The sequence below is a fragment of the Kocuria marina genome (assembly GCF_000786655.1).
Taxonomy (GTDB): domain Bacteria; phylum Actinomycetota; class Actinomycetes; order Actinomycetales; family Micrococcaceae; genus Kocuria; species Kocuria marina_A.
In genome coordinates this window covers 17,953-29,359 of the sequence record NZ_JROM01000055.1, presented here as the reverse complement: position 1 = coordinate 29,359, position 11,407 = coordinate 17,953, and the positions used below count along the sequence as shown (strand labels likewise).

Sequence of the window (11,407 nt, the reverse complement as noted above, 5' to 3'; positions counted from 1 at the left end):
AGGGGGTGCGCCGTGCGGTGCGCGCTGCACATGTCTGCCGCACCGTGGGCGGACACCGTCCGCGCACCGTGAACTGGTGCCATGACCCGAGCCCGCCCCGTCGTTCCGTACCGCTCCTCGACGGTGTCTCGCCCTGCGGTGTACGACGTCGCTCCGGGCCGTGGCACCGCCGGCGCACCCTGGCGCCGCCAGCCGGTTCTCGCGCGGTGGGACCGTCGGGCCGCGGTCGTCAGCGGGTGGTGCGCGCAGGCCCTGGACCTCCTGCTACCGGTGTCGTGCGCGGTGTGTGCGGCCCCGGGCACCACACTGTGCCGGGCGTGTCGGATCGTGCTGCGACGCGCCACGGCCCGGCCGCACCCGGTGACACCACCGGCGGCACTCGCCGCATCCGGTGTGCGGGTCGTCGTCGCGGGGGAGTACGAGCACGAACTCGCCTCGTGCGTGCTGTCCTTCAAGAACGGCGGCCGCACCGATCTCGCTCCGGTGCTCTCCGCGGTGCTCTCGGCAGCCCTGGCGACCGTGGCGCGCGAGCTCGGCGACGACAGGCCCACCCTGTACTGGGTGCCCGTGCCCACGAGCGCCCGCGCGCGGCGTCGTCGATGGTTCGATCCGGTCGCCACGCTGCTGCGGGGCGCGGCACTGCCCCCGCGGTCGCGGATCGCACCCGCCCTCACGCACCGAGCGGTGGCCGGGCGCGGTACCCAGAAGGGTCGCGGGAGGATCCAGCGTACCCGGGCGCTGCGCGGGAGCCTGCGCGCCCGGGACATGTCGGGACTCACGTGCGTGGTCGTGGACGACGTGCTCACCACGGGCGCCACGACCGCCGAGGCCGTCCGTGCCCTGACCGCGGCCGGGGCCAGGGTACCCGCGGTCGTGACCCTCGCGGGGGTGCGCGTACGGCGTTCACCGGGGGAGAACGCAGGATCATCGGACGTCGTCATCCATGAATTTCCCCGTTGTTTCCTCTAGCGTTGGATCACGGGAAGCATTGAAGGTGTCCCGTGTGGGAAAGCAGCACATCCCGCGTCATCCTCAAGATGTGGAGGGTCTCATGGAACTGAACATCCTAGGCCGCAACGTCACCCTGCCGGACCGATTCAAGGAATACGTCGAGGAGAAGAGCGAGCGCTTCCAGCAGCTCGGCGACAAGGTCCAATCCATCGAGGTCAAGGTCACCAAGGATCACGCCGCCTCCGGCCACCAGGGCATGCGGGTGGAGATCACCGTCGTGGGGCGCGGGCCCCTGGTGCGCGCCGAATCGCGCAACGACGACAAGTTCGCGGCGTTCGACGAGGCCTACGCCAAGCTCGTGGAGCGGTTGCGTCGAGCGCGTGACCGCCGCAAGGTCCACCGCGCCGGGCACCAGAGGCCCATCGCCGTGCACGAGGCCACGGGATCGCTGCCCGCGGACCCCTCGGGACCGACCCCCACGTACGCCAGCCAGGAAGAACTCGCGGCGGCCGAGGACGAGGCCTTCAGCACCGAGTACCCCCTGAGCGACGCCCCCACCCCCGTGGAGATCCGGCGCAAGCGCTTCCCCGCCCACGAGATCACCGTGGACGAGGCCGTGGACCGGATGGAACTCGTGGGTCACGACTTCTTCCTGTTCGTGGACAAGGAGACCCAGGAACCCTCCGCCGTGTACCGCCGCAAGGGGTGGGAGTACGGGGTGATCAGTCTCAGCAATGACGGACGCTCCGGGGAGGAGAAGGCGCGGGCATACCAGCCCGACACCGCGAACTCCGCGGCCTCCTGAGTATTCGCAGCACCGCACCGAGGACGGGCCCGCGACCACGTCGCGGGCCCGTCCCGTGCCCGGCGAGCGGGTATCGGGAACCCGGTCGCTGCCCGTCCCGTGCGTGCCGAGCGGGCATCGGGGGTTCGGCAGCTACCCGTCCGGGCGCCACCCGGTGCCCGGCGCGGGGGCACGCGGCCGGCGCCCAGCCTGACTCACGTACACTGTTCGGCGGTGCACCCACTGTCCTGCCGGTGCCCACCATTGATCTCGGAGGAGCGAACACACGTGGCGTCATTCCTGGAAAAGGTTCTTCGCACTGGGGACAAGCGGGTCCTGAAGCGGCTGAGGACTTACGCCGACGCCGTCAACAGCCTCGAGGACAGTTTCAAGGAACTTTCCGACGCCGAGCTGCGCGCCGAGACCGACTCGTTCCGGGAGCGCATCGAGGGCGGCGAATCCCTCGACCGACTTCTTCCCGAGGCGTTCGCGGCCGTGCGGGAAGCGGCGTCCCGCACCCTGGGCCAGCGTCACTTCGACGTCCAGATCATGGGCGGTGCCGCCCTGCACCTGGGTTACATCGCGGAGATGAAGACCGGTGAGGGCAAGACCCTGGTGGCCACGGCGCCGGCCTACCTCAACGCGCTCGCGGGCAACGGCGTGCACGTGGTCACGGTCAACGACTACCTCGCCGAGTACCAGGCCAACCTCATGGGCCGTGTCTACCGCTTCCTGGGGTTGGAGACCGGGGTGATCCTGAGCGGTCAGGACCCTGCGACCCGGCGTGAGCAGTACGCCGCGGACATCACCTACGGCACGAACAACGAGTTCGGCTTCGATTACCTTCGGGACAACATGGCCTGGTCCAAGGAGGAGCTCGTCCAGCGCGGGCACAACTTCGCGATCGTGGACGAGGTGGACTCCATCCTCATCGACGAGGCGCGGACCCCGCTCATCATCTCCGGACCGGCCTCCGGGGAGGCCAACCGGTGGTACCGCGAGTTCGCGACCGTCGTGGAGAAGCTCAACGGGGAGACCGATTACGAGGTCGACGAGAAGAAGCGCACCGTGGGCGTGCTCGAACCGGGGATCGAGAAGGTCGAGGACTGGCTCGGCATCGACAACCTCTACGAGTCCCAGAACACCCCGCTGATTGGGTTCCTCAACAACGCGATCAAGGCCAAGGAACTGTTCCGCGCGAACAAGGACTACATCGTCGCGGGCGGCGAGGTGAAGATCGTGGACGAGCACACCGGCCGTGTGCTGTCCGGGCGGCGTTACAACGAGGGCGTCCACCAGGCCATCGAGGCCAAGGAGGGCGTGGAGATAAAGCCCGAGAACCAGACGATGGCCACCATCACCCTGCAGAACTACTTCCGTCTGTACGACAAGCTCTCGGGCATGACCGGTACGGCCCAGACCGAGGCGGCCGAGTTTATGAACACGTACGAGATCGGCGTCGTGGCCATCCCGCCGCACCGCGGCATCGCCCGCGAGGACAAGCGAGACGTGGTCTACAAGAACGAGGCCACCAAGTACGCCGCCGTGGTGCGGGACATCGAGGACCGCCACGAGAAGGGTCAGCCCGTCCTCGTGGGTACGGCGTCCGTGGAGAAGTCCGAGTACCTCTCGCGCTTGCTGGCCAAGCGCGGTGTGCGTCACGAGGTGCTCAACGCCAAGAACCACGCGCGTGAGGCCGCGATCGTGGCCCAGGCCGGCCGCAAGGGTGCGGTCACCGTGGCCACCAACATGGCCGGTCGAGGCACCGACATCATGCTGGGCGGCAACGCCGAGTTCAACGCCGTGGAGAAGATGGCCGAACTCGGCCTGGACCCCGAGCGCGATGCCGAGACGTACGAGGCGCGGTGGCCCGACGTCCTCGCGGAATGCGAGGCCGCGACCAAGACGGAACACGAGGAGGTCCTCGAATCCGGGGGGCTCTACGTGCTGGGCACGGAGCGCCACGAGTCCCGCCGGATCGACAACCAGTTGCGCGGGCGTTCCGGTCGTCAGGGGGACCCGGGGGAATCCCGGTTCTACCTGTCCCTGTCGGACGACCTCATGCGCCTGTTCAACCCCGGTGCGGCGCAGCGGCTCATGGCGATTGCCCCGGACGACGTCCCCGTGACGGGTCGTTTGATCACCTCCGGTATCGCCAACGCGCAGAACCAGGTGGAGGGGCGCAACGCCGAGCAGCGTAAGAACGTGCTCAAGTACGACGACGTCCTGAACCGTCAGCGCGCCGTGATCTACCGGGATCGCAAGCGGATCCTCATGGGCGATGACATCGAGGACCAGATCCGGCAGTTCACGGACGAGGTCATCACGTCGGTGATCACGGAGCACACCGGGACGGGTCACCCCGAGGACTGGGACCTGGACGCGCTGTGGACCGCGCTGCGGGCCATCTACCCCGTGTCCCTGACCCGCGACGAGATCCTCGAGGAGGCGGGTGGCCGCCCGCGATTGACCTCGGACTTCCTCCAGGAGCAGATCCTCTCGGACGCCGCGGTCACCTACAAGGAACGCGAGGACGAACTCGGTTCCGAGGCCATGCGCAACCTCGAGCGCCGGGTGCTGCTCTCGGTGATCGGTCAGCGCTGGCCCGAGCACCTCTACGAGATGGACTACCTCAAGGAGGGGATCGGGCTGCGCGCCATGGCCCAGCGCGATCCGCTCGTGGAGTACCAGCGCGAGGGCCACGCCATGTTCCAGGAGATGATGGCCGCCATCCGCGAGCAGACCGTGGTGACGCTGTTCAACCTGGAGGTCCGCAAGCAGCGCACCGGTGCGGACGGCGGTGCCGTGGAGCTCACGACGCCCCAGCGTCCCGCGTTCCTGCAGTACACCGCCCCGGACGAGGACGGCACGCCGCGCGCGGCCGTGGAGTCCGAGCCTGGGGCGTCCTCCGACGACGACGCCGCGGACGCCGAGCCCGCGCCGTCGACCGGGGATCCGAATGCCGACGGCGCCACCTCCGCTGGCGAGGGGGCCAACCGTGCCCAGCGTCGGGGGAAGTCCAGCAAGGGCGGCGGCAAGACCAAGCGGGGCAAGCGGCGCTGAGGCCCGGCTGGGCTCGGCGGGATCACCCGACCTCCAGATGGGTGACCCGCCACTGCCGCGCGATTCGCTCGATCCGTAACGCCACGGCGCGCGCCCGGGTGGATTCCTCCACCACGAGGGATGCCTCGTAGCACCCGGGAGCCGGGCTGCACACCCGGATCCGCCGGATCCGGGCGGCGCGGTGCACCTCGAACACGGCGCGCCGGTCCGGGCACTGTTCCTGCACGAGCTTGAGCATGGCCGCACGCTGGGTGAAGCGTTCCACGACGTCCGGCTCCGTCCACCGGGACAGTTGGGTCGCCGGGCGGGTGCCCGCGAGGATCTCCACCGCGGCCTGACCGATGCTGCGGGCGATCGCGCCGACCCGCTCCATCTCGTTCTTGCCCGTGAGGGCCGCCGCCGTGCGGTCCTGGCGCCACGTGTAACCACCCGCGGGAGTGCGAGGTGCTGATTCGGGGACGGCGATGCTCATGGTGTGCTCCTCGGTGATGAAGGGTGGGCCGGACGGCCCGGGGACGATGGAGAGAGGTTGTGACCCCGCCGCGAGGCGAGTTCACGACGGTGTTCCGGGCCCGCGGGGTCGCGGGCGGGTCCTGAAGTGGCGGTGTTTGGAGTAGCGGATCCCAGGGCGGACCCACCCGGGGCAGACCTACCCGGTGCGGCGGTCCACGTGCGGTGTGCCCGCCGGATCGAGCAGGTGGGGTGGAACGCGTAACTGGTCCCCGGGGCGGATCAGATCCCCGTCCTGCGCCACGGTGTTCAGCTCGAGCCACGCCGGGAGGTTCTGGCACACGGTGGCGTCCGTGGCCCCCGGCCCCAGCAATTGTTCGGTGAGGTCCCACAGGGTGTCCCCGGCCATCACGGTGAGGACACCGTCGGAGACGCGCTGCCCAGCGGGCGGGTTGGCCAGCTCGAGCGTGGAGGTCAGGGCCTCCGAGGCCCGTACAGGAGCGGCCGTGGATTCGGGGATCGCTTCCGGGCCGCTCCTCTGCGCTCCGGGTGCGGTGCCGGGAACAGCTTCCTGAACGGATTCCGGGGCGGGGGCGGAGGGCTCCGCGAGCTGCTCGGTGCCGGCGGTGGCCGGGGCCCAGAAGGGGTCGAGAGCGGCGTCGTCGGCGTGGGCGGGCGCCACGACCACGAGCTGCACGCCCACGAGGGCGACCGCGGTGCGCGCGACGAGGGTGGGCGTGAGGCGCGTGGCCCACCGCTCCAGGCCGCGCCAGCGCAGTCGCCGGGCCGCCCGGGCGAGGGCGAGCATCACCAGTCCACCGACCCACCACCCGGCCACGGCGAGGCACGCACCCGCCGCGACCACCGCGACCAACAGGTCGGGGTCTTGACCGGATCCTGTGGCGCGCAGAGTCTGCGCATATCCGAGGCCCAGAACCCCCAGCGCCCCGGCCAGCACGGGGACGCCGAGCCACGCGACGGCCAAGCGGGTGCCGGTGGAAGGTACCGATCGATGGATCGTAGACATCTTTGCCTCCGAATAGTGCCATTTGATGCCGTTTGACATTTCTAGATCATTCAGCGGTCTCGGTCGGCTGTCAATCATCGTTGCAATTGCATTCATGTCGGCATGACATCCGACGCGGAGCCGACCCCTGCACGCCGTAGCGTGACCTCAGGACCCCGAGACCCAAGGACGGTGGCGGATGCGCTGGGACGACCTCTTCGAGGACATGGAGGCCCAACTCGAGCAGGCCAGGCTGCGGCTCGTGGAGCAGGAGGCCGTGGAGACCGCGCGGGCGGAGCTGTCACGGCTCACGCTGCTCGAGCGGCTCGCGGCACACCGCGGCGGACCGGTGCGGTTGCGCCCAGCGCGCGGTGACACCCTAGAGGGAGAGCTCGCGGACGTGGGCTCCGGCTGGGTCGTGGTGCGCGAGCGGCACCTCCAGCACCTGGTCCCACTGCACAGCGTGGTCTGGTGGGAGGGACTACCGCGTCGCTTCGAGGTGCTCCCGGAACGTTCGACCATCCGCAGGCTCGGCATGGGCCACGTCCTACGCGCCCTCAGCACCGCGCGCGTGCACGTGCGGGTCGTGCTGCAGGACGATTCCGGTCACGGCGAGATCGAGGGCACGGTGGACGCCGTGGGTCAGGACTTTTTCGACGTCGCGGTGCACCCGCAGGACCAGTTCCGCCGACGCCGCTCGGTCACCGCGGTGCGCACGGTGGGGTTCCATGCCGTGGCGCTGGTCTCGTCCCTCGATGCGGGGTGAGTCGTCCGGCGTCCCCAGGGTGTGTCAGTGCAGGGTGCCCTCACGCACCGCTTGCTCGGTGCGCTCGTAGCCCTGTTGGATGTACTCCTCCAGCTTGACCTTCTCCACGCGCCACTGACCGCGACCGCCCACCTGGATCGCGGGAAGTTCCCCCGAACGCACCATGGCACGCGCTTGCGGGACGGAGATCGAGAGGATCTCGGCGACGTCCGCGAGTGTGAGGAATCGCTGCTGGGACATTCCGGTCCATCACTTTCTTAGGTGCCGTTGCATGCTGTTTCATCGGGGTTCGCTCGTCATTGTCCCACGTGAGGGGGCAGGCGGCGGGTTATCAACAGGTCCTGGGCCGAATGGACACGTGGCCACCTCCGTCCACAGGGCGTTCGTCACACTTCCCAGCGCGGTGTGCGGCGCGGCACACTCGGGTGCAGCCGGCGGGGGCCGGTGCATCACGAAAGGATGTCAGCATGGGGAGCACCGCGGCGCTCGAGCGCTCGGGACGGTCCACGGCCGCACGATTCCGCAAACCGTCCTGGCGGGATCCGCGCCTGCTCGTGGGGCTGCTGTTGGTCCTGCTCTCCGTGCTGGGGGTGATCCTGCTGGTCGCCACGGCCAACCGTACCCAGCCGTACTACGTCGCGGCCAACGACCTCTCCGTGGGTCAACGGATCACGCGGGAGGACCTGGGCACGGTGGACGCGCACCTGCAGGATTCCTCCGCGCAGTACGTCCCGGACGGGCAACTGCGGGAGAACGCCGTGGTGACCCAGCGCGTGGCGCGCGGGCAACTCGTGCCGGCCGCGGCGGTGGGCACCGCGGACGAGCTCGACCGCACACCCGTGGGGGTCGCCCTGACCACTCCCATGCCGGCCCAGGCGGAGGCGGGGTCCCATGTGGACGTGTGGGTGGCCGAGCCCAAACCCACGGGGCGCGGGTACGGGGCGCCCGAGAAACTCGTCGCGGGCGCGGAGATCGCACGCGTGGACACCAAGGACACGGCACTCGGCGGTAACGCCTCCGCCACGGTCTACGTCCTGGTCACGCAGGCCCAGGTGGGTCCGCTCGTGGACGCGCTCGGCAACGACGCCAAGGTGACCTTGGTGCTCAACACGGCGGGTTCCGGCTCGTGAGCATCTCCGTGGTGACGCTCGGGACGAGCACGTGGCCGCTCGTGGACCGGCTCGAACGCTTGCACGGGGACGTCACGGTGGTGCGGCGCTGTCTGGACCTCGCCGAACTGCTCGCGTGCGCCCACACCCGCATGGCCCACGCGGCGCTCGTCGCGGAGGGCGCCGAGGAGCTCACCGCGAGCCTGCTCGATCAACTCGAGACCGACGACCTGCGGGTCCTGGTGGTCGAGGGACACGACGAGTCCCGCGTGCAGCGTCTGGGTGTCGGCAGCGTGCCCCCGGACGCCACCGGGGAGGAACTCGCCCGGATCATCACCCGCGCGATGCTCGGTCCCGCGCGCTCGCCGTCGTCGGTGCGTGACGACGGCGCTGCGGCGCCCGGCGAACGCCCGGCACCCGGGCGCGGGGCGGCATCGAAGGGAGCGACGTCGAACGGCGCGGCGGCGACTGATGCGCCCTCGGACGGGCCGGCATCGCACGAAGACGCAGCCGGGCGAGCCTTGGACCGAGCAATCACGAATTCCGAAGCCTCCCCGGACAGCGCCCCCGGGGAAGGGCGCATCGGCCCCGACGGCGCCGGACTCGGCTCGGGATCCGCCGTATCCGCTGGGTCATCGGGCGATCCCGCGACGGCGCATGACCCCGACGAGTCGGACGCCCTCGACGATGCCGAAGCCTGCCGGTTGATCGCCGTGTGGGGACCGGCCGGAGCGCCCGGCCGCACGGTCACCTCGCTCAATCTCGCGGCGGAACTCGCCCTGCTCGGGCGGCGTGTGCTGCTCGTGGACGCGGACACCTATGCCGCCTCGGTCGCGGCGAGCCTCGGGATGCTGGACGAAGCCGCGGGGCTGGCGCAGGCCTGCCGGCTCGCCGACCAGGCGCGGCTGGACCGGGAGGGACTGCGACGCTGCGCGAGCACGGTGTCCGTCGCGGGCGCCTCGCTGGACGTGCTGACCGGGATCACCCGCTACGACCGCTGGCCCGAGATCCGGGGTTCTGCCCTGGACCTCGTGCTCGACCGCGCCCGGGAGGACTACGACGCCGTGGTCGTGGACACCGCCTTCGGCCTCGAGTCCGACGAGGAGATCAGCTCCGATTTCATGGCCCCGCGGCGCAACGCCGGGACGTTGACCGCGGTCGCGGCCGCGGACGTCGTGATCGCACTCGGGGCAGCGGATACCCTCGGCGTCCCGCGGCTCGTCAAGGCTCTGCCGGACCTGCTGGACGCGGCGCCGGACGCGCGCATCGTCGTCGTCATGAACAAACTGCGCGCCGCCGCCACCGGTCGCTCCGCGGCCGAGTCCGTGCGGGAGGCTTGGGAGCGTTTCTCGCCCGGGTACCCCGTGGCCCACACCCTCTCGTGGGACGCCAAGACGTGCGACGACGCCCTGCTCGCCGGCGCCGTACTCGCGGAGACTGCGCCGCGCAGCGCGCTACGCCACGAGATGAGTGCGCTCGCGGAGCTCGTGCGGCGGATGCGCGAGCCCGACGCACACGGAGGCGCGGCGGAACCCGTGGGCGCGGGAGCGGGTCCGGCGGGGACTAGGCTGGGGCGTCGGATGGGCGCGTGGTTGCGCCGCGGTTGAGCATTGGAAAGCGAGCGTTCCATGGCCTTCACGGATCCGTTGCGATCTGTCCCGGACTTCGACGCCGGGGACGCCGAGTGGCTGCACCTGCTCGTGGGGGACTGGCAGATGGTCGCGGACCTGGGCTTCGGGGACCTGCTGTTGTGCTTCCCCGCGGACGTGATCCCCGCCGCCGAGAGCCCCACGGGGGATCCGATTCCGGGCGAGGGCAGCGAGTTCCTCGTGCTGGCGCATGCCCGGCCCACCACGGGCCCCACCGCTTACCAGAAGGACATGGTGGGGGAGGTCGTGGGTGGCGAGGCCGCGTTCACACTGCGCAGGGCGTGGGTGGACCGGCGGATCGAACGGGCCGGTCCATCGGAATGGTCGAGCCTCGCGTCGCGGTCGGTCACCCTCGTGCCGCTCGTGCGCAACAACCGCACGATCGCCGTCGTCAGTCTCACCGCGGACCCCCAGCACGACCGCTTGCCGTCCCGCATGGAACTCGTGTACCACGAGCTGGCCTCTGCCCTGCTGCGCATGGCGAACCAGGGGACGTGGCCGGATTTCGCGGTGCGCACCGATTCCCGCCGCGGCGCCCCGCGCGTGGGGGACGGCATCATGCGGCTCAACGCCGAGGGAACCGTGGAGTTCTGTTCCCCCAACGGTCTGTCCACGTTCCGGCGGCTGGGTCTGGCGGGGGACATCACGGGGCAGAACCTGTTGCACGTGGCACGTCAGTTGCCCCTGACCGCCCCTGGCGTGGACGAGACCCTGGCGCCCGTGCTCGCGGGGACCATGCCGTGGCGCGCAGAACTCGCCACCGGCAAGGCCTCGGCCACGCTGCGTGCGATCCCGCTGCGGGAGGGCCCGGAACGCACCGGGGCGCTGTTGCTGTGCCGGGACGTCACGGAACTGCGGCGCCGAGACCTGCAGCTCGTCTCCAAGGACGCGACGATCCGGGAGATCCACCACCGGGTCAAGAACAACCTGCAGACGGTCTCCGCCCTCCTGCGTCTGCAGTCCCGGCGTATGCATTCCGACGAGGGACGCAACGGCCTGCAGCAGGCCATGCGGCGCGTGAGTGCGATCGCGCGCGTGCACGAGTCCCTGTCCCACGAGATCTCGGAGGACGTGGACTTCGACGACCTCATCCGCCACCAGGTCAAACTCGCGGTGGAAACCGCCTCCGCGGGCCAGCACGTGCGCACCCGGGTCAGCGGCCGGTTCGGTCGGTTGCCGTCCAAGAGTGCGACGTCCGTGGCCCTCGTGGTCAACGAGATCGTGGCCAACGCTGTGGGGCACGGGCTCAAGGACCGGGACGGCACAGTGGAACTCGTGGTGACGCACCGGGAGGACGAGGTCACGGACGCGGGGGAGAGGTACCGCGTCGTCGAGATCGCGATCAACGACGACGGGCGCGGTATGGGGGACGCCGTGATCGAGGAATCCGGTGTGGACGCCTACCGCCCACCCGCGGAGGGCGAGGGACTCGGGATGCAGATCGTGCGCACGCTCGTGGCCAGTGAGCTGCAGGGCGGCATCCGGTGGCAACCCGCTGACGGCGGTGGGACGAGCGTGATCATCACCGCCCGGTTCCCGCGGGCGATGTCCGGGCGCTCCTGACACGCCCAGCCGGCCACGAACGACGGCGGCCCGTGACCCGCTCGTGGGAGCAGGTCACGGGCCGCC

At 70.4% G+C, this 11,407-nt stretch carries 10 protein-coding genes; 7 read left to right on the top strand and 3 right to left on the bottom strand.

Going from position 1 to position 11,407, the window contains the following annotated elements:
* The first annotated feature begins 81 nt into the window (after window positions 1-81).
* From AS25_RS11610 to secA, 3 genes are all read left to right on the top strand, one after another.
* A complete protein-coding gene (locus tag AS25_RS11610; protein WP_156960984.1) occupies window positions 82-969 on the top strand; it encodes a ComF family protein in 888 nt (295 codons plus the stop codon).
* A gap of 82 nt (window positions 970-1,051) precedes the next feature.
* The gene (hpf, locus tag AS25_RS11605; RefSeq protein WP_035965286.1) at window positions 1,052-1,756 is read left to right on the top strand and encodes a ribosome hibernation-promoting factor, HPF/YfiA family; all 705 of its coding nucleotides are present in this window, start codon (window positions 1,052-1,054) and stop codon (window positions 1,754-1,756) included.
* 267 nt (window positions 1,757-2,023) lie between these two features.
* Complete coding sequence (gene secA, locus AS25_RS11600) at window positions 2,024-4,798, top strand: preprotein translocase subunit SecA (RefSeq protein ID WP_035965284.1); 2,775 nt, start codon at window positions 2,024-2,026, stop codon at window positions 4,796-4,798.
* A gap of 22 nt (window positions 4,799-4,820) precedes the next feature.
* On the opposite strand, the gene AS25_RS11595 is transcribed toward secA, so the two are convergent.
* Window positions 4,821-5,270 carry an Rv3235 family protein gene (locus AS25_RS11595; protein WP_035965282.1) on the bottom strand — a complete coding sequence of 150 codons (450 nt, stop codon included), beginning with the start codon at window positions 5,268-5,270 and terminating at the stop codon, window positions 4,821-4,823.
* Between the two features lie 177 nt (window positions 5,271-5,447).
* Complete coding sequence (locus AS25_RS11590; protein ID WP_156960983.1) at window positions 5,448-6,275, bottom strand: LysM peptidoglycan-binding domain-containing protein; 828 nt, start codon at window positions 6,273-6,275, stop codon at window positions 5,448-5,450.
* Between the two features lie 178 nt (window positions 6,276-6,453).
* On the opposite strand from AS25_RS11590, the gene AS25_RS11585 reads away from it, so the two are divergent.
* On the top strand, window positions 6,454-7,020 hold the full coding sequence (locus tag AS25_RS11585) for a hypothetical protein (RefSeq protein ID WP_035965280.1): 567 nt from the start codon (window positions 6,454-6,456) through the stop codon (window positions 7,018-7,020).
* 24 nt (window positions 7,021-7,044) lie between these two features.
* On the opposite strand, the gene AS25_RS11580 is transcribed toward AS25_RS11585, so the two are convergent.
* On the bottom strand, window positions 7,045-7,260 hold the full coding sequence (locus AS25_RS11580) for a helix-turn-helix domain-containing protein (RefSeq protein ID WP_035965279.1): 216 nt from the start codon (window positions 7,258-7,260) through the stop codon (window positions 7,045-7,047).
* Between the two features lie 227 nt (window positions 7,261-7,487).
* Here AS25_RS11580 and AS25_RS11575 point away from each other — a divergent pair, with 227 nt between their 5' ends.
* Genes AS25_RS11575 through AS25_RS11565 form a run of 3 tightly spaced genes read left to right on the top strand, consistent with a single transcriptional unit; the run spans window position 7,488 to window position 11,341 of the window.
* Window positions 7,488-8,150, top strand: a complete 663-nt coding sequence (locus AS25_RS11575) for an SAF domain-containing protein (protein ID WP_035965276.1) — start codon at window positions 7,488-7,490, stop codon at window positions 8,148-8,150.
* A complete protein-coding gene (locus AS25_RS11570) occupies window positions 8,147-9,736 on the top strand; it encodes a CpaE/TadZ family protein (RefSeq protein ID WP_035965275.1) in 1,590 nt (529 codons plus the stop codon). The genes AS25_RS11575 and AS25_RS11570 overlap by 4 nt, the downstream gene beginning before the upstream one ends.
* Before the next feature lie 21 nt (window positions 9,737-9,757).
* Complete coding sequence (locus AS25_RS11565) at window positions 9,758-11,341, top strand: sensor histidine kinase (protein ID WP_035965273.1); 1,584 nt, start codon at window positions 9,758-9,760, stop codon at window positions 11,339-11,341.
* The last annotated feature ends 66 nt before the right edge of the window (window positions 11,342-11,407 follow it).

Bases quoted from the DNA above. Each gene is read 5' to 3' on its own strand.
- AS25_RS11595 (WP_035965282.1), bottom strand. From the start codon at position 5,270: ATGAGCATCGCCGTCCCCGAATCAGCACCTCGCACTCCCGCGGGTGGT.
- AS25_RS11610 (WP_156960984.1), top strand. From the start codon at position 82: ATGACCCGAGCCCGCCCCGTCGTTCCGTACCGCTCCTCGACGGTGTCT.
- AS25_RS11590 (WP_156960983.1), bottom strand. From the start codon at position 6,275: ATGTCTACGATCCATCGATCGGTACCTTCCACCGGCACCCGCTTGGCC.
- hpf (WP_035965286.1), top strand. From the start codon at position 1,052: ATGGAACTGAACATCCTAGGCCGCAACGTCACCCTGCCGGACCGATTC.
- AS25_RS11585 (WP_035965280.1), top strand. From the start codon at position 6,454: ATGCGCTGGGACGACCTCTTCGAGGACATGGAGGCCCAACTCGAGCAG.
- AS25_RS11565 (WP_035965273.1), top strand. From the start codon at position 9,758: ATGGCCTTCACGGATCCGTTGCGATCTGTCCCGGACTTCGACGCCGGG.
- AS25_RS11580 (WP_035965279.1), bottom strand. From the start codon at position 7,260: ATGTCCCAGCAGCGATTCCTCACACTCGCGGACGTCGCCGAGATCCTC.
- AS25_RS11575 (WP_035965276.1), top strand. From the start codon at position 7,488: ATGGGGAGCACCGCGGCGCTCGAGCGCTCGGGACGGTCCACGGCCGCA.